The sequence below is a fragment of the Anabaena azotica SJ-1 genome (assembly GCF_047275885.1).
Classification (GTDB): domain Bacteria; phylum Cyanobacteriota; class Cyanobacteriia; order Cyanobacteriales; family Nostocaceae; genus Trichormus_B; species Trichormus_B azotica_A.
On record NZ_CP178454.1, the window covers coordinates 5720707 to 5739719 of the forward strand.

Genomic DNA, 19013 nt, shown 5'->3' on the forward strand with positions numbered 1-19013 from the left:
CAATTTTAACTTTCCTATTTAGTAAAATATTACTACCAAACCTCACTCCATGCGATCGCTCTCCCCCACATCCCTAAAACAGCGATACCTTCGGTCAGCTTCGCTATCGCACTCCCAACATCCCTACACCCTCAAAAAGCGATTCCTACGGAGCGCTTGCGCTATCGCACATCCCTAAACCTGCATACAGCGATCGTATTCCCAACATCCCAAAACATTGAATCTATGCTTTGACTGATTTTTCAGCAGCATTGATTAATATTTCATCCATCCAAGCATTGATACTTTTACCAGCTTTTTTAGCTGCAATAAAAATTTTCCGATGATGTTCTGGAGTAGTTCTAAATGGCAATTTTCCAGAAAAAGGTTTATCCGGTTCTTCTCCTAATTCTTCACAAAAAGCTAGATAACCATCAATAGAAGTTTCAAATTCTTGACGTGCTTCTTCGACAGTTTTAGCTTTAAAAGTAATTACATCATTAATATCAAGAACACGACCAAAAAGTATTCCTGCTTCTACATCTACTTCAATTGATGCTGTATATCCTTTGTAAGTCAACATAATTTTAATAATCCTCACTTAGTTTTTTGTGATTGATTTTACAATAGACTATTTATGGTTCAATTCCTGCTTTTATCAAAAATTCTCTCACTGATTTTACTGCTCCTTTATCGGTTTCTTTTTCTGGATGTGGCTCATGGAAATAACCTCTAACATCATTTAATTTAACTCTTACTCGTGAACCTCTGCCTTGACTAATATCAGCACCTAAAGCTATAAATAAGTTTTCTATATCTTGCCAAATAATATTTGCTGGTACAGGATGTGTAAAAATTAATTCTAAAATCTTTTGGTGTTTATTATTAAGATTCATCCTTTTTACTTTTAACAGAAGCTAACATATAAGATATCATATTATGATATCATGTCAATAGATATTCTGAATAAAATGTGATTGTATCTCTTAAAACAGCGATCGCACCTCCCAACATCCCCCAACAAGCGATCGCACTCCCACACCCCAAAAGTGATCGCACTCCCAACATCCCCAAAAGCGATCGCACTCCCACACCCCAAAAGCGATCGCACTCCCACACCCCAAAAGCGATCGCATCCCCACACCCAAAAAGCGATTCCTACGGATTGCTTCGCTATCGCACTCCCAACATCTCCAAAAGCGATACCTTCGGTAAACTAACGCTAACACTGTAGAAGTATAAAATTATGGTATAATTATGATGTCAATTTCTTTAATCTCTTGTAATTTATAAATTTGCGTTATAATTTTGATTGGAATTCAGCAAAAGAAAAACAGAATATTCGTAAACATCAAATCAATTTTCGTTTAGCATCAACTGTTTTTCGTGATCAATATCAATTAAGTTTATATGATGAAGAACATAGTGATTATGAAGACAGATGGATTACTATAAGTTTAGATGAAACGGGGATTTTAAGGGTTGTTATTCATACTTTTGAACAAACAGAAGAAGATTCATGTTTGATTCGTATTATTTCAGCACGAAAAGCAACTTTTAATGAACAACAGTATTATCAAGGAAGAAAGCTATGAAAGTAGAATATGATTTTTCACAAGCTGAACAAGGTAAGTTTTATAATGCTGATGCGACTTTTCATTATCCGATTTACCTTGAACCAGATGTTGATAATTTTCTCAAGAAAATTGCTCAGGAAAAAAACATTGATGTGCAAATTTTAGTCAATGAATGGTTGAGAAATAATATTAAATTAATTGAAAGCATTCAGTAAAAGCGATCGCTCTCCCACTACATTCCCAAAAGCGATCGCACATCACCAAACCCCTAAAACAGCGATCGCATTCCCACATCCCTAAACAGCGATCGCTCATCCCCTCATCCCCCAACAAACGATCGCACCCCACACATCCCAAACAGCGATACCTTCGGTCAGCTTCGCTATCGCACCCCACATCCCCAAAAGCGATTCCTACGGAGCGCTTCGCTATCGCATTCCCACATCCCAAAAGCGATCGCACCTCTCCACATCCCTAAAAAGCGATCGCACTCCCAACATCCTCAAAACAGCTATCTCTTCCCTTGACAAAATATTTTCATAAAATTAACATTAAATTATCAAATAATTTATTGAAATTATGATGTTTAGCTTAAGCGATATTCACCCCTTATCAGAATTTCAGCGTGGAGCAAAGATGTTTCTGGATAAGTTAAAAGAAACTCAATCTCCCATTGTGCTGACTGTGAATGGTAAAGCTGCTGCTGTGGTTCAAGATGCGGAAAGTTATCAAAAACTTATTGATAGACTTGAATTACTAGAATCTATTGCTACGATACGTAAAAGTATAAATGAGTTTGAACAAGGTGAGGGTATGCCCTTAAATCAAGCATTTGCAGAATTTAAGGAAAAGTATGGCATACCGGATTGAGATTTCACCTAGTGCTATTGCTGATATTGAGAGTATTTTCCTGTGGATAAAAGAGGAGTCACAGGAACGAGCTTTTCGTTGGGTGCGGGGATGTTATGAAATTATGCTGACGTTGGAAAATTTTCCCCAACGTTGTTCTTTAGCTATTGAAAGTAAGTATATGGGAATTGACGTTCGACAACTTATTTACCAAAAACAATTTTTAATTTTATTTACGGTTAAAAATCTTGGGGAAGAGGAAGAAGTTGTATATATTCATCGTGTTCGTCATGGTTCTCAGCAGAGATTGGAAAATATACAGGATTTATTAGGAGATGAGTTATAAAATTTGAGACTCAAAAGCGATCGCACCCCACACCCCAAAAGCGATCACACTCCCAACATCCCAAAAGCGATCGCACCCTCCAAAATCCCTAAACGCGATCGCACTCCCAACATCCCCAAACAGCGATCGCACTCCCACATCCCCAAAAAGCGATCGCACCCTCCAAAATCCCTAAACGCGATCGCACCCCCAAAATCCTCAAACAGCGATCGCACCTCCCAACATCCCCCAACACGCGATCGCACTCCCACACCCCAAAAGCGATCGCACATCACCAAACCCCTAAAACAGCGATCGCATCCCCACATCCCCTAATAGCGATCGCACCCCAAACTCCCCCAACCAGCGATCGCATCCCCACACCCCAAAAGCGATCGCACCTCCACAAACCCCAAAACAGCGATTCCTACGGAGCGATTGCGCTATCGCACCACACACCTCAAAACAGCGATCGCACTCCCCACATCCCCAAAATAGCAATACCTTCGGTAAACTTTGCTAACACATCATAGTTTTATTATTTTTTTAAATTCTTCTAACGTCGGTGTAGGTTTTATTCTATGTATCATACGATGGCAATTAGAACATAAAACAGTAAAATCCGTTAATGGATTTAGCTGAACCTTAGTTTTTTCTAGTGTTGCAATTGGTACAATGTGATGAGCTTCTATATAGTTCTTTCCTATTTCACCATATCGAGTTTCAAAGTTAAAATTACAAGCTTGACATATATATCCATGTATTTCCTTTGCTTTTTTGCACAATGCTTGATTTCTTTCTACTCTGCGATGGATTTTATATTTTGTTAAATCCTCAAACCAAACATCTTCAACTGTAGGATCACTTTCTTGAGATTCTATAGGTTGATTCTCAATCAATTGTTCATAAATACTTATGAAGTATAGCAAATCACTGACTAACTTATCTGATGTAAGTAAATTATTTTGTGAATAATAAGTAGCTAATATATTACCAGCTTGATATGCTTGACCTAATCTTCTAGCAGTAGTTTCTTTAGGAATTGCTTCAAGCTTTAAATCAATGTTTTCATAAAAAGTAATATTTGTATCAATAGATATAATTTTTCTAAAAACTTTTGCTTGTTCTCGTAACACTTCTCTTGCACCTCCAAGACCATATCTTTCTTTCAAAGATGCTGTACCTTGATTAAGAGAGAGGTAAACACCAGAAAAATCTGCTTGATAGAGATATACTAGAAAAAAACCAAATCTTACACTTTCTGTAATTAGCTTATTGAAAACTGCTATCCAAGGAATACTAGCCCAAGATCCATTTCCAGCAGAAGCCTGTATACTATATATATCAGGAAGATTTAACGACTCATTTAATAATCTCGGAACTTCATTCTTTAAATATCTTGGATATTCATGATTTTTAAATTTTTCTCTACTCACTTTTGGGTATTGATATAACAGGTCTTCAATAACTTCTTTTAACATTTGTATCTATTCGTTTAAATCAAAAATTTTTGATAAATTCTTTGTTATGTTGATTATTTCGATATTTTCCAAACATCTCCTCAGAGACGTAGATTGAAAGATTACAAAATCATCCCCAAATTCAACACAAAACCATTTAAAACATCTTCCCCCGAAACCGTAGCAGGAGATTCCAAAATCTCAACCTCCTTACCAGGTCTATAAATCTCCACTTGACGAGATTTGCGATTAATTAATAAACCTAAACGTACACCATTATCTATATATTCCTTCATTTTTTCCTGTGTAGTCTTCAAACTATCACTAGGAGAAAGTAACTCAATCACAAAATCAGGATAAATGGGAGGAAACTTTTGTTTTTCCTCATCACTTAAAGCATTCCATCTTTCCAACTTGATCCAAGAAGCATCAGGAGAACGATCTGCACCATTAGGCAATTTAAAACAAGTAGAAGAATCAAAAGCTATTCCCGTACCATCAGCATCAGTCCAATTCATTAATTGTTGAGTGATTCTCCCGTTACGATTTCCCGTTTCTCCTCCCGTTGGTGGCATAATAATTAAATCCCCATTTGCAGTTCTTTCAAATCTCAATTCGCGGTTGTTTTGACATAGTTCAAAAAACTGCTCATCAGTCATTTCTATTATTGATTTAAAATTGACAGTTAAAGCATTCATAGTCATATCCTCATTCAAGAATATTAAGGCAGGTATAAAACCTGCCCATTTAAACCTATTCTATACCCTCAATCCGGTTTTCCACCTCCTGATACAACTCTCTCAACCTGTCTAAATTCTCCTCGCTAGTCTCCCAATAACCGCGACCATTGACTTCCAACAAAGTAGAAACAATCTTGCGGAAAGAATGAGGATTGAGATTCATGAGACGCTTTTGCATTTCCTCATCTTTAATAAACGTCTCATTCGTGTCCTCATAAACCCAGTTATCCACAGCACCAGCAGTCGCACTCCAACCAGTGGTATTTACCAACCGTTTAGAAAGTTCGCGCACACCTTCATAACCGTGAGATAACATCCCCTCATACCATTTGGGATTTAACAACTTAGTCCGCGCATCTAAACGCACAGTTTCCGATAAACTTCTTACTTGTGCATTCGCGGTAGTTGTATCTGCAATGTAAGATGCTGGTTTCTTTCCATCTGCACGCAGACTTGCTACTAACTTAGTAGGATCTGAGTCAAAATAGTGGGAAACATCTGTTAAACTGATTTCCGAAGAATCAAGATTTTGGAAAGTTGCATCAGCAGTTTTCAAGGTAGTTTCAAAAATCTGCCGTGACTCATCCATAACACCAGGGTTATCAGAATTGAAAGAGAAAGATTTGCGTTTCAAATACATTTCTTGCAATTCAGCTTCACTATCCCAAGTGCTATTCTCCACCGCTAAGTTGATATTAGAAGAATAAGAACCAGAAGCATTAGAGAAAACGCGAGTTGCAGCTTGACGCAGATTTATGCCCATTTCTTCCGCTTGTTTCAAAGCGTGCTTGCGGACAAAGTTCATTTCCAAGGGTTCATCAGCTTCTGCTGCCATTTTCACACCTTGGTCAAGCAGGTTCATTTGGTTAATGAACAGGTCGCGGAATACGCCAGAACAGTTAATTACAACGTCAATTCTGGGTCTTCCTAACTCTTCTAAAGGTATCAATTCCAACTTATTCACCCGTCCCAAAGCATCGGCAACTGGACGCACTCCCACCATCCACATAATTTGGGCGAGGGATTCACCGTAGGTTTTGATGTTATCTGTACCCCAGAGGACACAGGCGATTGTTTCTGGCCAATTTCCATCATTTTCAGCCTTGTTGCGTTCTAACAACCTATCAACGACGATTTTCGCTGATTGGACTGCGGCGGCTGTGGGGATAGATTGGGGATCTAAGGCGTGTATATTTTTACCTGTGGGCAATACGTCTGGGTTACGGATGGGGTCGCCACCGGGGCCAGGGAGGATATATTCACCTTCCAAACCTTGGAGAAGTCCACCGAGTTCGTTATCTGCACAAACTTGTTTTAAGCAGAATTCCAAATATTCAAACAGGGGTTTCAACGCAGAGGTGTCAACTTTGGTGTAACCTGATTTGTGCAAAGATTCTACCCATGGTTCTTTTTTACCCATGTTGAAGAAGTTCAACTTGGAAACTAGGGAAACTCTACCTTCTGCGTCAATTTGTTCTTGTACTAAAGCTGTGACAGCGGCACGGGTAGCGAGGGTGATATCTTGTAAGAGTTGGACATCTGCCAAAATGCCGGCATCATTGTTTTTGTAGATATCTTCAATGCTGCGTCCCAGACTTTTAGCGATAATTCCGGGTAAGCCTTGAATTTCTTCCTCTTGACGATCTAAACTAGCAATGTTGACTAAAGTGGCGATCGCTTCTTCAGCAGTAGGAGGTTTACCAATTACGTGCAGTCCACAAGGCAACAACCGCGATTCAATTTCCATCAACCGACGATAAACATTACCAACGATATTATCCCGTTCTTCTGGGGTCATATCCTTAGAATCGGTTTCTGGTAACTCAATATCTTTGTCTAAGTTGACAATGCGGCATTTATCCATGATGGAATTGACAATGGAAACACCGCGTCCTGTGTCTTTCAAAGTTTGGTAAGAAGCAATTAACTCGCTGAGTTCCTTCAAACCTTTGTATAAACCAGCATTTTCCGCAGGTGGTGTCAGGTAAGAAATTGTTTCTGCGTAACTGCGACGTTTGGCAATTGTGGCTTCACTGGGGTTGTTAGCTGCGTAATAATACAGATTCGGAATTGAGCCAATTAGTTGATCTGGGTAACAATCGCCAGACATCCCCATTTGCTTACCGGGCATGAATTCCAATGAGCCATGTGTACCAAAGTGTAACACAGCATCAGCACCCCAAACCCTTTCTAAGTAGGTGTAATAAGCTGCAAAACCGTGGTGAGGACTAGCGGAACGGGAGAATAACAACCGCATGGGGTCGCCTTCATAACCAAATGTTGGTTGGACTCCAATGAAGACATTACCAAATTGCTTTCCGTAAATTAGTAGATTTTGTCCGTCGCTGTTCAAGTTTCCGGGAGGTGGTCCCCAGTTTTCTTCTAAGCGTTGGGAGTATGGTGTCAGTGCTTCATATTCTGGCACGGACATTTTGTAAGCGATGTTGAGTTCGGGGCTGTTGTATTGTGCTTGTGCGTCGTGGATGACTTGTTCCATCAACTCTTGGGCGGTTTCGGGAACGTCCTGCACATCGTAACCATTGTTTTTCAGTCCTTTCATGACTTCATGAATAGAACCGAATACGTCTAAATAGGCGGCTGTACCAACGTTGCCTTTATCGGGGGGGAAGCTGAAAACGGTGATGGCAACTTTCTTTTCTAGTTTGGGTTTGCGGCGCAGGTTTGCCCATTTTAAGGCGCGTTGGGCTACTGATTCTACTCGGTCTTGGAGGGCGATCGCTTTTCCTGTCGTTCCATCTCTACCTGATAATATGATGGGTTCGATCGCTCCGTCAAGTTCAGGTATGGCAATTTGTAAGGCTACTTGGATGGGATGTAAGCCTAGTTCGCTATCTAACCATTCTTCGGTGGTTTGGAAAACGAGGGGTAAGGCCACCATGTAGGGACGGTTGAGGCGTTTGAGTGCGTCTATCGCTTTGGGATGGTCTTGTCTTGCTGGCCCACCGACTAAAGCGAAACCTGTTAGAGATACTACTGCATCTATTAAGGGTTTATTAGTTGTAGGTTCATAGAAGTAAGCTTCTATGGGTTTGGAGAAGTCTAAACCACCAGCAAAAACAGGTAATACTTTTGCCCCTAATGATTCAAATTCCTGCACAATAGCTACATAGTGGGCATCATCACCAGTTACTAAGTGAGTTCTTTGTAAAACTAATCCAATACATGGTGCTAGTGGGTCTTTTACATCCTTGGAAATATCCTTCCGGGCGGTATACCAGTTGAGGTATTCACGCACATCCTCAAACATGGTGGTAGCTAAAGGATGCCAAATACCCATATCGGGATAAACGACAGGTGCAGCATAATTAATAGTCTCTTCTGTTCTCTGTTCCTTGCTGCCTTTTAATACATATTTATCAGCCAGCATCAACAAGAAGTTTTCCAGGTTTTCGGCTGAACCGCCTAGCCAATACTGGAAACTGAGCATAAAGTTACGTGCATCCTGTGCTTTGTCTATGGGTAAGAATTTTAGCACCTGGGGCAGCGTTCTCAGTAGTTTCAACATCCCATCCTGAAAACTAGCGCCGGATTTTTCCTTGCGCTTTTTCATGAATTGAGCGATCGCACTCTTGGATTGTCCTAATTGTGCTAGAGAGAAAGTACCCATCTTATTAAGGCGCATTACCTCTGGCATAGATGGGAAGACAACGGAAACATCCAAGTTATCCCGATGGGGTTCAACAGCCGCAACGACTTTCTGGGCTAAGTCTTCGATGAAAATTAGTGAGGCAATGAATATATTGGCACTAGCTATATCACGCTTAAACTCTTCATAATTTTCTGAGTTGCGTAGTTCTTCAATTAAATACCCACTGATTTCGATCGCTATATTAGGATGATTAGCATTGACTTCTCGCACTGCTTGTGATAAAGCACTTTGGTACTGAGACTCAAGCACAACATAAACAACCTTAATCAGATTACGTCCCCGTAAATCATCAGGTGCAATATGTCTAATAGTGGACTTGACCTGGGTAAACATTCAGATAAGCTCCTAGAACATTAACTATCTTCGGCAATTAAGAGTTTTTTAGCAGAAAACTCGGACTCAGTGGGGATTTTGCCCCCTAACTGACACAAAATGATATAAAAAACGTAATCATTGTTCACGAATCTTAACAAAGAAGCAAGATTTTCTCAGGGGTTTTTAAATATTATTTACATCTCTCAATTACTATTTAGTCATAAAATAACTAAAAAACTAGAAAATATAACAATTATTAAAAAACTTGCTATTCTAGTATTTAGGACTTACGCTTATAGATTTTTATCTCTTGTAGGGTGCGTCAGACCTGATAATTTACCGACAATTAACAAAATTTGCTATCTGACGCACCTTACTAAAATATGCCAGAAATGATTACTTTCTGTTGATGCAGATGATGTCTAATTTGTATAGTGCGTAAGTCCTATATTGTATCGGCTACATAGTGAGTAATTAAATTAAGTACCTAGTAGCTGAACGAAACAGTCCTAATACTGGTCATTTGGGATTTTAGATTGACTCAACGGATAAATCCGAGGCTTGTAACATCAAGCAATTATTGGACAATAATAATACTGTTTTCTAATAAAATTTTATACCGCTGGGATATCTTTTATATTTCCAAATATACCTTAAAACTCAGATGGAATTATCCATTTATCCACACGGACAATTCCATTAATCTGTTAAAAGTTGATAACTTCAAATCCTGGTTATACGTTACTGAAAATGCTGATGAAGTTGTTCTTTGTCACAGTTATTTGCCTAAACCATCATATCTGTTTGGATCTTTTTTCTCTTTTTTGTCCTTGGGATCTTTTTTAGGCTTTTTAGCTTCTTTATTACCTTTTTTTTCCTTAGACATTAGTGTTAACCAACTAGGTTTACTTTTCAAAACTTTCACATTCTGCCACTAGTAGATCAAGGTGTAGCTGACTTGACATACTTTTAAAACAGCAAAGAAAGGATTGCATATTTAAGCTACTAACTACCATTATACATTGTTATTTGGTTTTATTATGAATTTGAGTAGCTATGATACAAAACTTAGTAGAAATATAGGGGTTTACCATTACACAGTAGATTTACCATTAAGCAAAACTTATTTCCTGGAAGAAACTCAAATTTATTCCTACGAATAAAGACTAAAAATTTGCAAACTTCTGAAAATAACTAATAATTGATTTGTATACTCAAATAAGAAGTCGGGGATCTTAAACCCATTAAAAATTATTTAGTATTGTTTTTCTGATCTTTTATATGGTTGGACTGTGATTAGACCTGGAATAACAGTATAATGCTTAATATTAAATGTATGTAATGGTAAACAGAAAGCGATTGATGTTTGACCTATCAAAGCATCAATTAATCCCAAATTATGACTAAGATTATAATCTGCAAATACTTCTAATGCTTGATCACAAGTTTCAGGTGTTGGCCAAATTACTTCAACATTAGCAATAAAGAAAGCGAATTTCCTGCAATTCCAACTTATTCTTACATCCTTGCATCAATTCCATCGCTACATAACCAGGTAAAGCAATTGCTTCATCTCCCAAAGAACTTAACCAACTAATTGCAGGTGGATATTTACGGAGAAAGTCAATAACAATATCACTATCTAGGAGAATCATAATCTCTCCTTTGGGAATGTTCACGTAACTGACGAGCGTAAACAAGACTATCTGTAATATCGTCCCTTTCTTCCCATAAACCTATCACACTTGAATCAAGTAACGCACGAGCAGTTAATACCTTTTTCTTTGCAGGTAGGGGAGATAATAAAACAATTATCTCCACCTCTTGTCCTGCTACCACAGGTAAATTTTGAAAAGAGATTTCACCATTTTTCTCTATGGTTTTTTGTAGCCTAATTGCTTGCATAATTTTGTCATCCTTTTTCCAAACACATAATATTGATTGGACAATGATATTGTATCATAAAGATAATACGCAATCACTATAACATGATGACACCAGTAGATATTCTCATTCTTTCCAACGGACCAGGAGAAGTCACAACCTGGGTACGTCCTGTTGTAAAAGCATTAAGAGAACTATTAGGAAATGACCGTACTCAGGTGAGAATTTCTGTAATCTTATCACCTTGTCCCCATGCTAGTGGAAAAGAAGCAAGCATAGCTAAATCTTATTCAGAAGTTGATAGAGTTCAATCACCTGAATTTTTTTGGCAGTTTTTAATCTGGGGTAAAACCTCCCAAAATTGGGATTGGAGAAATCAAGGTGTAGTAGTATTCCTGGGTGGTGATCAGATTTTTCCAGTGATTATTGGAAAAAAATTAGGATATAAAACTGTAGTTTATGCAGAATGGGAAGCAAGGTGGCATAACTTTATAGATAAATTTGCCATTATGAAAGCCGAAGTTGTTAAAAATGTCTCTCCTAAATATGCCGATAAATTTACCGTTGTCGGTGATTTAATGTTGGAAGCCGCAGCAGTTGACATCAAACCCCAAAGCGAAAATCCCCAATCTAAAATTGACATCATTGGACTTTTACCAGGTTCAAAATCAGCAAAATTAACGCAAGGTGTACCGTTAACTTTAGCTATCGCTGAATATATTCATAAAAAAAGACCACAAACAAAGTTTTTTATTCCCTTAGCACCAACTTTAGATATCCCAACTTTACTGACTTTTGCTGATCCTAAAACCAATTCATTTACAAAAGCTTTTAATTTTCAAGGTGCATCTTTAATAGATAATAATTTGGTAACTGCCACAGGTTTAAAAGTAGAATTAAAACAAGAAAATCCTGCTTATCATTTATTATCGCAGTGTTCTATTTGTTTAACTACAATTGGTGCAAATACAGCCGAATTGGGAGCTTTAGGTGTCCCAATGCTTGTATTATTACCAATGCAACAATTAGATGCTATGCGGTCTTGGGATGGTTTACCGGGTTTATTAGCAAATTTACCAGGATTAGGTTCTAGTTTTGCTAAATTAATTAATTGGTGGATGGCAAAACGTAAGGGTTTGTTAGCTTGGCCAAATATTTGGGCGCAAGAAGAAATTGTACCGGAATTGCTAGGAAAATTGCAACCTCAAGAAGTCGGAGAAATGGTTTTAGATTTATTAGAAAATCCAGAAAAATTAGAGAATATGCGTGATAAATTACGCAGTGCTAGAGGTGAAAGTGGTGCAGCACAAAAGTTAGCTGCTTTGGTAAAAGAAGAGTTATTGTAAAAACGTTCCACAGGAAAAGAGGTTTAAATTTATGAACGCGCCATCTAGCATTATTCAGCTTGTTGAACATTTTCACCAACAAATAGATTTATATCGTTCTGGTAGTTTAAATGAAACGCAAACTAGGATTGAATTTATAGATCCATTTTTTGCAGCATTAGGATGGGATATCAGCAATGAAAAACAAGCTTCTGATATTTATAAAGATGTTGTTCACGAAGATACTTTAAAAATTAGTGATGCGAAAAAAGCAAAAGCGCCTGATTATAGTTTTCGTGTAGGTGGCGTTAGAAAGTTTTTTGTTGAAGCTAAAAAACCTGCGGTCAATGTTGGTAAAAATATCAGTGCTGCTTTTCAAGTTAGACGTTATGGATGGTCAGCCAAATTACCGCTGAGTATTTTAACAGATTTTGAAGAATTTTCGGTTTATGATTGTCGAATTATGCCGAATAAAAATGACCCAGCATCAACAGCGAGAATCAAATATTTTAAGTATACAGAATATGTAGATAAATGGAAAGAAATTTATGAACTTTTATCTAAAGAAGCTGTATTAAATGGTTCTTTAGAAAGATTTGCAGAAACTAAAGTTAAAGCGGGAATTACTGTTGATAAAGCATTTTTACAGGAAATCGAAAATTGGCGAGAAAATTTAGCAACTAATATTGCTTGGAGGAATCTGCAAATTCAACAACGGGAATTAAACTTTGCAGTGCAAATGACGATTAATAGAATCGTCTTTTTACGCATTTGTGAAGATAGGGGAATTGAAATTTATGAACAGTTATTTAATTTATTAAGACTAGAAAATATTTATCAAGAATTAGGTCGGTTATTTATTAATGCAGATTATCGTTATAATTCTGGATTATTTCATTTTCAAACTGAGAAAGGACGGGATAACCCTGACGATTTTACCCTCAGTCTCAAAATTGATGATACTACTTTAAAACCAATTATTAGAAAACTCTATCCTCCTGAAAGTCCCTATGAATTTTCTGTGATTTCTGTGGAAATTTTAGGACAGGTTTATGAACAGTTTTTAGGTAAAATTATTACTTTATCAGCCAGTCGTCAAGCTGTTGTCGAAGATAAACCAGAAGTGAGAAAAGCAGGAGGTGTTTATTACACTCCTAGTTATATTGTTGATTATATTATCAAACAAACTATTGGTAAGGTTTTAGAAGGTAAAAAACCAGAAAAAATCCAAGAAATCACAATTATTGATCCCGCTTGTGGTTCTGGTTCTTTTTTAATTGTCGCTTATCAATTTTTATTAGATTGGTATTTACAGCAGTATCTTCAAAATTTCAAGAAATATAAAAAAAAATATATCAAATTACTGGCGATAATTGGCGTTTAACTTCAACTGAAAGAAAACGCATTTTATTAAATCATATCTATGGAGTTGATATTGATCAACAAGCTGTAGAAACAACAAAGTTATCTTTATTTTTGAAGGTACTAGAATGTGAGTCTGGAGAAACTATCACGAAGCGGTTAGAGTTATTAAAAGAAAGTGCTTTACTAGATTTAGATAATAATATTCAATGTGGTAATTCTTTGATAGATGGTGAATTTTATCAAAATATTCAGCTTAATTTATTAGATGAAGATACAGCATATCGAATTAATATTTTTGACTGGGAAGCAGCTTTTTCTACAATCATGAAACGAGGAGGATTTGATGTGGTTATTGGTAATCCTCCTTATATTAGAATTCAAGCTTTAAAAGAATGGGCTGCTTTGGAAGTTGAATTTTACAAAAAACGATATGTTTCTGCTAGTAAAGGAAATTATGATCTTTCTGTTGTATTTGTAGAAAAGGGATTAGAGTTATTAAAAAAAGATGGAGGTTTAGGTTTTATTTTACCTCATAAATTTTTTAACGCTAAATATGGTGAATCCGTGAGAAATTTAATTACTAAAGGTAAATATCTCAATAAAATTGTTCATTTTGGTGATCAACAAATTTTTTCAAAAGTTTCAACTTATACTTGTTTACTTTTTTTAAAAAAGTCGCAGCAATCTGATTTAGAAATGGAAAAAGTTATTAATTTAATGGACTGGAAAATTAATAATAATAGTCAAAAAGGAATTATTGATTCTTCTCTAGTATCGTCTTCAGAATGGAATTTGATTCTAGGAGAAGATGCTAAACTATTTACGAAATTACAACAAATTAAATGTACGCTAAAAGATGTAACAGATAGAATTTTTCAAGGTATTAAAACTAGTGCAGATAAAATATATATAGTGGAAGAAATCTCACGTCAAGATAACTTAATACAAGTCTTTTCTAAAGAAAAACAAACAGCATATTGGTTAGAATCTAATTTACTGCATCCTTTAATTAAAGGTGGGGATAGTAAAAGATTTTATTTATCTCAAACTAATAAGTTGATTCTTTTTCCTTATATTGTCAACAATAATGGTTTAATGGAATTAATTTCGCTTAATACTTTTGAAAGACAATATCCTTTAACATGGAACTATTTAGTAGATAATAAAAATTATTTAGAAAGTAGAGAAAATAATAAAATGTTAGGCAATAATTGGTATGGTTATGTGTATCCAAAAGCCTTGGATGTAATGGCTTTACCGAAAATATTTACTCCTGATATTGCTATAGTTTCATCATTTGCATGGGATAAAACGGGTGAAATATTTTTTACAGGTGGTGTGGCTGGAGGATATGGAATTTTAGTTAAATATAGTTATTCATGGGAATACATTCTAGGACTGTTGAATAGTAAAGTCTTAGAATTTTATTTAAAAAAATCATCTACATCAATGAGAGGTGGTTACTATAGTTTTGAATCTCGATTTATTTGCAATCTTCCTATTAAAATTATTGAGAACTCTCAAGTTGCAGAGAAGCAAAAACATGATTTGATTGTTAATTTAGTACAACAAATGCTTTCTCTTCATGAACAATTAAATCAAGCACACACACCTCCAGCTAAAAAAAGAATTCAACAACAAATTACAGGGACTGATAGACAAATTAATCAATTAGTGTATGAACTCTATGAATTAACTGATGAAGAGATAGCTATTGTAGAAAATGTATAAATTTATGGGCTTTCAGTAGTAAATTCTACCTTTAACTGATGAACAACCCGATCTAAACCTACAGAATGGGCTGCTTTAAATAGTAAGCGATCGCCTGCTTGCATAAATGTTTTTAATCTTGCTATTAAATCAGCATGGGTGGCAAAACATTCACAAGGAATACCCTTAGCACTATTAGCAATAAATTCCGCATCTTTGCTATCAATTAAGACCAACAAACCATCTAAATTCAACTTCTGTACCATTTCCCCGACTTGTTGATGCAATTGTTGTGATCTTTCTCCTAACTCCTTCATTGCCCCTAATACGGCAATTTTCCGCTTTCCTGGAGTATCTGCTAACAACTGCAAAGCTGCTAACATTGCTTCTGGGGCAGCATTATAGGTTTCATCTAAAATGACCACATCATTAGGTAATGTAAACCGTTGCGATCGCCCATTAGGCATATTCACAATTACCCCAGCTTGCAAAGAGTTCCAATCAATTTCTAATACCTTGGCTACTGCTAAAGCTGCTAAAAAATTAGTGGCATTATGACGACCAGGTAATGGTAAAGGTAAAGACATTCCTGCCACTTTTATGGTTTCATTATCAATTAATTTTCCTTGAATATCTCCACCAGAAAAACCATAACTAATAACTTTCCCCTGCCAAAATTTATTTGCTGTCTCCATTAATAATGGACTATCATAATTAAGGATCGCCACACTATCATTAGGCATTTCTGCTAACAATTCACATTTAGCTTCAGCTATAGCTTGTTCTGAACCAAGTAACTCAATATGTGCCGTTCCTACATTAGTAATGACACCAATAGTTGGCCTAGCAATTTGTGTTAATTCCGCAATTTGTCCTCTTCCCCGCATGGCCATTTCTATGACCGCAAAATCATGTTCTGCACCCAGTTCTAAAAGAGTTTTAGGAACACCAATTTCGTTATTGAAATTGCCATAGGTTTTGTGAACCTGTCCCTTTGTGGCTAAAACTGCGGCTATGAGTTCCTTGGTTGTGGTTTTACCCACCGAACCCGTTACCCCAATCACAGGAATAGAACAAGAATCTCGCCACCATCTGCCAATTTGCTGATATGCTTTCAATGTATCAGTAACTTGCAATACAGGAAACTGAGGGTTTTCATAAGCATAATCTACTATGGCTGCGATCGCACCCTTGGCGATCGCCATCGCTACAAACTCGTGTCCATCAAACTTTTCACCTCGTAAAGCCACAAACACTTCACCTGGCTGCAAAATCCTAGTGTCTGTTTGAATACCTTGACTAACCTGCGCTAACGCAGATGCAGATAAATTTACAGCAGAAGCTGACAGAACTTCAACTAATTGGGATAAAGTGGCCGATACAGGCATACTGATAATCAATAAAAGTTAATTACCAAATCCTACAATCCTTGTGGACATAAATAAAGCAGTACACAACAACAGGGTATAGGGAAAAGTTTTTCCCCATACTCAAAAAGAACGGGGAAGGATTAATGGTTTTTCTTTACAAATCTTTATATTTACAAAACTTCATCACAAATTATTCATCCGAGAATTTACATAAAAGAGACATCGGTCGTCTTCATCAAAAATATAAAATTCTGTTGTCGTACCTTTGTACTGTGACAAAAAATAGGATTTTGAATTTGAGATTGGTCAGCTAATCAAAATCACCAATCAGCTTGCGACAACAATCTTTCTTGATTTTGAATTTTGAATTAGTATCAACGTCCCAGTAGCGGTACAGTTACCTGCGGGGCTGACAAAGTTGATCACTTCCAGGTAAACCTGCAACGCTGTGAGACCTGTAGAGTTTGCTGTTACCCAAATTGAGGGTGAACAAGCCCATAAAATCTTGTGGTTTGGGAACTACACCCAAGAAGTGTAAATTTAGTGTTCTCCCGTTTTTTCAATTGTCTCAATCACTGCCAAACCTATACTAGAAGCTGCAATTAACACGACTGCTGAAATCAAATAGGCATTGGTCAGCATTCGGAGGGCTTCGTCAAAAAAAATGTAGGTGGTCATTTGTTCACCTTCTGAACTTTAATTGGCTACTAGTGCTATTTATTTCTCAACACTCTGATAGGTCAATCTCGCTGATTAATTCCTAGCAATAGTATCTTAACAAAACTTTAGCTCTTTCAGAATACCATGACAAACTTTTTTCCCTAAAGTTTTGATGAATTTAATCTCGATTTGGTGAGAGACAATACAGAAAAATACTATAAGTAAAAATAACGCCCTTTGGAAGTACCGCAAATATTCTAAAATATTTGTACTTTTAAATACATATTATTTAAATAGGATTATGGAATATCTACATTTAGAAATATTGACAGATCGCTTATTATTAAAGCCAATCTCACTTCAATATAAAGAAGAAATTTTTCAGGAATTCACTGTGGAAATTACAACTTATTTATATGCAGCCCCACCTAAAGAACTTGGAGATACTGAATTTTTTATTAATCAATCTTTACTGGAAATGCAAAGAGGAGAGAGTTTAATTGTTGTGATTCTCAAGAAAGATTCTCAAGAATTTTTAGGCTGTAGTGGCATACATAAAATTAATAGTAAATATCCCCAAACTGGAATTTGGTTAAAAAAATCAGCATTCGGTCAAGGGTATGCAACAGAAACAATTCAATCCCTGAAAGCATGGGCTGATACTCACTTAGATTATGAATATCTCAGATATCCTGTAGACCGGGAAAATGCTCCCAGTAGAAGGATTGCAGAAAAATTAGGCGGACAAATATTTAGTAAATACAAGCATACCAATTTGAGTGGAAAAGTTTTAAATGTAGTTGAGTATAGAATCCGTAAATAATCAAATCTCTATACTCTCAAAACAACACTAAATTAGACAGCGTTCAATAGTGGCAACTACTGATTTTGATAATGTTGGTAAATCATAGCCGCCTTCTAAACCAAATAGAATTTTGCGAGTTATACCTAAACAATATTCTGTGAATAAACCAAAATCTTCAGGTTGTAAATTAACACTTGCCAAAGGATCATCTGCTAAAGCATCATAGCCAGCACTGACAATTAGTAAATCTGGCTGAAATTTAGTTAAAAAAGGCAATATCAAACTTTCCCACAGAGGTCGATAGGACGTAATATCACTACCAGGGGGTAGAGGTAAATTAAGGACATTATTGTGCAAACCTTTTTCGGAAGCTTTCCCAGTACCGGGATAAGCTGGGTACTGATGTAAAGAACAATATGCAATTTGTGAGTGAGTCTGCACTATTGCTTGAGTACCATTACCGTGATGTACATCCCAGTCTAAGATAGCGACGCGGTTAATTCCTGGTTGTTGTAAAGCGTATAAAGCAGCGATCGCCGCATTAGAAAATAAGCAAAACCCCATTCCTGAATCGCTTTCCGCGTGATGTCCAGGTGGACGCGCTAACACAAAAGCTGGATTTTCCCTAGCTAAAACTATATCCACCCCCTCTAACCAAGCACTTACTGCTAACAAAGCCACGTCATAACTGCGGGGAGAAATGGGGGTGTCTCCATCCAAATAACCACCACCACTAGAAGCAATATCTTTAAGTTTCTGAATATAAGTCTGATTATGGGCTATTTCTATCCAAGACATTAACTCAGGTTTAACTGGCTGGGGATTTACCCATTCTATTTTTTCAGCAAAGTTAGCAGTTTTTAAAGCGTTGGCGATCGCCCTTAACCGTTCTGGTTTTTCTGGATGATAGCGCCCTGTGATGTGATCTAAAAATTCATCAGAATAGATGACTGGTAGCATGAGATAGAAAAGTCAAGAT

Annotated in this window: 22 protein-coding genes; 10 read left to right on the forward strand and 12 right to left on the reverse strand. The window is 36.7% G+C overall.

The window, feature by feature from the left end; genetic code table 11:
* Window positions 1–223: 223 nt before the first annotated feature.
* Together ACLLO5_RS24890 and ACLLO5_RS24895 are read right to left on the reverse strand one after the other, a co-directional pair.
* Window positions 224–562: a type II toxin-antitoxin system HicB family antitoxin gene (locus ACLLO5_RS24890; RefSeq protein WP_190384061.1), complete on the reverse strand. Its 339-nt coding sequence runs from the start codon at window positions 560–562 to the stop codon at window positions 224–226.
* A 52-nt stretch (window positions 563–614) separates the two neighbouring features.
* The gene (locus ACLLO5_RS24895) at window positions 615–875 is read right to left on the reverse strand and encodes a type II toxin-antitoxin system HicA family toxin (RefSeq protein ID WP_413173155.1); all 261 of its coding nucleotides are present in this window, start codon (window positions 873–875) and stop codon (window positions 615–617) included.
* Window positions 876–952: 77 nt separating this feature from the next.
* On the opposite strand from ACLLO5_RS24895, the gene ACLLO5_RS24900 reads away from it, so the two are divergent.
* The 3 genes from ACLLO5_RS24900 to ACLLO5_RS24910 all read left to right on the forward strand — a co-directional run bounded on the left by ACLLO5_RS24900 (window position 953) and on the right by ACLLO5_RS24910 (window position 1771).
* Window positions 953–1213 (forward strand): hypothetical protein, encoded by a 261-nt coding sequence (locus tag ACLLO5_RS24900; protein WP_413173156.1) that lies wholly within the window; start codon window positions 953–955, stop codon window positions 1211–1213.
* 61 nt (window positions 1214–1274) lie between these two features.
* Window positions 1275–1574, forward strand: a complete 300-nt coding sequence (locus tag ACLLO5_RS24905) for a BrnT family toxin (RefSeq protein ID WP_413173157.1) — start codon at window positions 1275–1277, stop codon at window positions 1572–1574.
* Window positions 1571–1771 (forward strand): hypothetical protein, encoded by a 201-nt coding sequence (locus ACLLO5_RS24910; RefSeq protein ID WP_413173158.1) that lies wholly within the window; start codon window positions 1571–1573, stop codon window positions 1769–1771. The genes ACLLO5_RS24905 and ACLLO5_RS24910 overlap by 4 nt, the downstream gene beginning before the upstream one ends.
* Here the strand turns inward: ACLLO5_RS24910 and ACLLO5_RS24915 are convergent.
* Window positions 1746–1952: a hypothetical protein gene (locus tag ACLLO5_RS24915; RefSeq protein ID WP_413173159.1), complete on the reverse strand. Its 207-nt coding sequence runs from the start codon at window positions 1950–1952 to the stop codon at window positions 1746–1748. The genes ACLLO5_RS24910 and ACLLO5_RS24915 overlap by 26 nt on opposite strands.
* A 183-nt stretch (window positions 1953–2135) precedes the next feature.
* Between ACLLO5_RS24915 and ACLLO5_RS24920 the strand changes: the two genes are divergently transcribed.
* Genes ACLLO5_RS24920 through ACLLO5_RS24930 form a run of 3 tightly spaced genes read left to right on the forward strand, consistent with a single transcriptional unit; the run spans window position 2136 to window position 3066 of the window.
* The gene (locus ACLLO5_RS24920) at window positions 2136–2426 is read left to right on the forward strand and encodes a type II toxin-antitoxin system Phd/YefM family antitoxin (protein WP_413173160.1); all 291 of its coding nucleotides are present in this window, start codon (window positions 2136–2138) and stop codon (window positions 2424–2426) included.
* Window positions 2410–2751 carry a type II toxin-antitoxin system RelE/ParE family toxin gene (locus ACLLO5_RS24925; protein ID WP_193892659.1) on the forward strand — a complete coding sequence of 114 codons (342 nt, stop codon included), beginning with the start codon at window positions 2410–2412 and terminating at the stop codon, window positions 2749–2751. Before ACLLO5_RS24920 ends, ACLLO5_RS24925 begins: the two co-directional genes overlap by 17 nt.
* A gap of 3 nt (window positions 2752–2754) precedes the next feature.
* Window positions 2755–3066 (forward strand): hypothetical protein, encoded by a 312-nt coding sequence (locus ACLLO5_RS24930; protein WP_413173161.1) that lies wholly within the window; start codon window positions 2755–2757, stop codon window positions 3064–3066.
* Here ACLLO5_RS24930 and ACLLO5_RS24935 read toward each other — a convergent pair.
* The 6 genes from ACLLO5_RS24935 to ACLLO5_RS24960 form a co-directional block, all read right to left on the reverse strand.
* The gene (locus tag ACLLO5_RS24935; RefSeq protein ID WP_413173162.1) at window positions 3034–3231 is read right to left on the reverse strand and encodes a hypothetical protein; all 198 of its coding nucleotides are present in this window, start codon (window positions 3229–3231) and stop codon (window positions 3034–3036) included. The genes ACLLO5_RS24930 and ACLLO5_RS24935 overlap by 33 nt on opposite strands.
* Before the next feature lie 26 nt (window positions 3232–3257).
* Window positions 3258–4211: an MrcB family domain-containing protein gene (locus tag ACLLO5_RS24940; RefSeq protein WP_413173163.1), complete on the reverse strand. Its 954-nt coding sequence runs from the start codon at window positions 4209–4211 to the stop codon at window positions 3258–3260.
* Between the two features lie 101 nt (window positions 4212–4312).
* Window positions 4313–4888 (reverse strand): Uma2 family endonuclease, encoded by a 576-nt coding sequence (locus ACLLO5_RS24945; protein ID WP_413173164.1) that lies wholly within the window; start codon window positions 4886–4888, stop codon window positions 4313–4315.
* A 55-nt stretch (window positions 4889–4943) separates the two neighbouring features.
* Window positions 4944–8933: a magnesium chelatase subunit H gene (locus ACLLO5_RS24950; protein WP_413173165.1), complete on the reverse strand. Its 3990-nt coding sequence runs from the start codon at window positions 8931–8933 to the stop codon at window positions 4944–4946.
* A 1457-nt stretch (window positions 8934–10390) separates the two neighbouring features.
* Window positions 10391–10570, reverse strand: coding sequence for a hypothetical protein (locus ACLLO5_RS24955; protein ID WP_413173166.1), 180 nt, complete (start codon window positions 10568–10570; stop codon window positions 10391–10393).
* The gene (locus tag ACLLO5_RS24960; protein WP_413173167.1) at window positions 10554–10820 is read right to left on the reverse strand and encodes a hypothetical protein; all 267 of its coding nucleotides are present in this window, start codon (window positions 10818–10820) and stop codon (window positions 10554–10556) included. The genes ACLLO5_RS24955 and ACLLO5_RS24960 overlap by 17 nt, the downstream gene beginning before the upstream one ends.
* A gap of 86 nt (window positions 10821–10906) precedes the next feature.
* Here ACLLO5_RS24960 and ACLLO5_RS24965 point away from each other — a divergent pair, with 86 nt between their 5' ends.
* From ACLLO5_RS24965 to ACLLO5_RS24975, 3 genes are read left to right on the forward strand one after another with little or no spacing between them, the layout of a single operon-like run.
* Window positions 10907–12145 (forward strand): lipid-A-disaccharide synthase, encoded by a 1239-nt coding sequence (locus ACLLO5_RS24965; RefSeq protein ID WP_413176187.1) that lies wholly within the window; start codon window positions 10907–10909, stop codon window positions 12143–12145.
* A 31-nt stretch (window positions 12146–12176) separates the two neighbouring features.
* On the forward strand, window positions 12177–13508 hold the full coding sequence (locus tag ACLLO5_RS24970) for an N-6 DNA methylase (RefSeq protein WP_413173168.1): 1332 nt from the start codon (window positions 12177–12179) through the stop codon (window positions 13506–13508).
* Window positions 13509–13558: 50 nt separating this feature from the next.
* Window positions 13559–15220, forward strand: a complete 1662-nt coding sequence (locus tag ACLLO5_RS24975) for an Eco57I restriction-modification methylase domain-containing protein (protein ID WP_413176188.1) — start codon at window positions 13559–13561, stop codon at window positions 15218–15220.
* 2 nt (window positions 15221–15222) lie between these two features.
* Here the strand turns inward: ACLLO5_RS24975 and ACLLO5_RS24980 are convergent, their stop codons facing one another.
* A complete protein-coding gene (locus ACLLO5_RS24980) occupies window positions 15223–16587 on the reverse strand; it encodes a UDP-N-acetylmuramoyl-tripeptide--D-alanyl-D-alanine ligase (protein ID WP_413173169.1) in 1365 nt (454 codons plus the stop codon).
* 522 nt (window positions 16588–17109) lie between these two features.
* Window positions 17110–17247, reverse strand: a complete 138-nt coding sequence (locus ACLLO5_RS24985) for a hypothetical protein (RefSeq protein WP_413173170.1) — start codon at window positions 17245–17247, stop codon at window positions 17110–17112.
* A 283-nt stretch (window positions 17248–17530) separates the two neighbouring features.
* Between ACLLO5_RS24985 and ACLLO5_RS24990 the strand changes: the two genes are divergently transcribed.
* Window positions 17531–18052 (forward strand): GNAT family N-acetyltransferase, encoded by a 522-nt coding sequence (locus tag ACLLO5_RS24990; RefSeq protein ID WP_413173171.1) that lies wholly within the window; start codon window positions 17531–17533, stop codon window positions 18050–18052.
* A gap of 27 nt (window positions 18053–18079) precedes the next feature.
* Here ACLLO5_RS24990 and ACLLO5_RS24995 read toward each other — a convergent pair whose 3' ends face one another.
* The gene (locus ACLLO5_RS24995; RefSeq protein WP_413173172.1) at window positions 18080–18994 is read right to left on the reverse strand and encodes a histone deacetylase family protein; all 915 of its coding nucleotides are present in this window, start codon (window positions 18992–18994) and stop codon (window positions 18080–18082) included.
* Window positions 18995–19013: the final 19 nt, after the last annotated feature.

What these genes read in the sequence shown, in the direction of transcription:
- ACLLO5_RS24940 (WP_413173163.1), bottom strand. Translation starts at nt 4,211, where the DNA reads ATGTTAAAAGAAGTTATTGAAGACCTGTTATATCAATACCCAAAAGTG.
- ACLLO5_RS24985 (WP_413173170.1), bottom strand. Translation starts at nt 17,247, where the DNA reads ATGACCACCTACATTTTTTTTGACGAAGCCCTCCGAATGCTGACCAAT.
- ACLLO5_RS24920 (WP_413173160.1), top strand. Translation starts at nt 2,136, where the DNA reads ATGATGTTTAGCTTAAGCGATATTCACCCCTTATCAGAATTTCAGCGT.
- ACLLO5_RS24960 (WP_413173167.1), bottom strand. Translation starts at nt 10,820, where the DNA reads ATGCAAGCAATTAGGCTACAAAAAACCATAGAGAAAAATGGTGAAATC.
- ACLLO5_RS24925 (WP_193892659.1), top strand. Translation starts at nt 2,410, where the DNA reads ATGGCATACCGGATTGAGATTTCACCTAGTGCTATTGCTGATATTGAG.
- ACLLO5_RS24945 (WP_413173164.1), bottom strand. Translation starts at nt 4,888, where the DNA reads ATGAATGCTTTAACTGTCAATTTTAAATCAATAATAGAAATGACTGAT.
- ACLLO5_RS24910 (WP_413173158.1), top strand. Translation starts at nt 1,571, where the DNA reads ATGAAAGTAGAATATGATTTTTCACAAGCTGAACAAGGTAAGTTTTAT.
- ACLLO5_RS24955 (WP_413173166.1), bottom strand. Translation starts at nt 10,570, where the DNA reads ATGATTCTCCTAGATAGTGATATTGTTATTGACTTTCTCCGTAAATAT.
- ACLLO5_RS24890 (WP_190384061.1), bottom strand. Translation starts at nt 562, where the DNA reads ATGTTGACTTACAAAGGATATACAGCATCAATTGAAGTAGATGTAGAA.
- ACLLO5_RS24950 (WP_413173165.1), bottom strand. Translation starts at nt 8,933, where the DNA reads ATGTTTACCCAGGTCAAGTCCACTATTAGACATATTGCACCTGATGAT.
- ACLLO5_RS24895 (WP_413173155.1), bottom strand. Translation starts at nt 875, where the DNA reads ATGAATCTTAATAATAAACACCAAAAGATTTTAGAATTAATTTTTACA.
- ACLLO5_RS24965 (WP_413176187.1), top strand. Translation starts at nt 10,907, where the DNA reads ATGACACCAGTAGATATTCTCATTCTTTCCAACGGACCAGGAGAAGTC.
- ACLLO5_RS24980 (WP_413173169.1), bottom strand. Translation starts at nt 16,587, where the DNA reads ATGCCTGTATCGGCCACTTTATCCCAATTAGTTGAAGTTCTGTCAGCT.
- ACLLO5_RS24990 (WP_413173171.1), top strand. Translation starts at nt 17,531, where the DNA reads ATGGAATATCTACATTTAGAAATATTGACAGATCGCTTATTATTAAAG.
- ACLLO5_RS24970 (WP_413173168.1), top strand. Translation starts at nt 12,177, where the DNA reads ATGAACGCGCCATCTAGCATTATTCAGCTTGTTGAACATTTTCACCAA.
- ACLLO5_RS24995 (WP_413173172.1), bottom strand. Translation starts at nt 18,994, where the DNA reads ATGCTACCAGTCATCTATTCTGATGAATTTTTAGATCACATCACAGGG.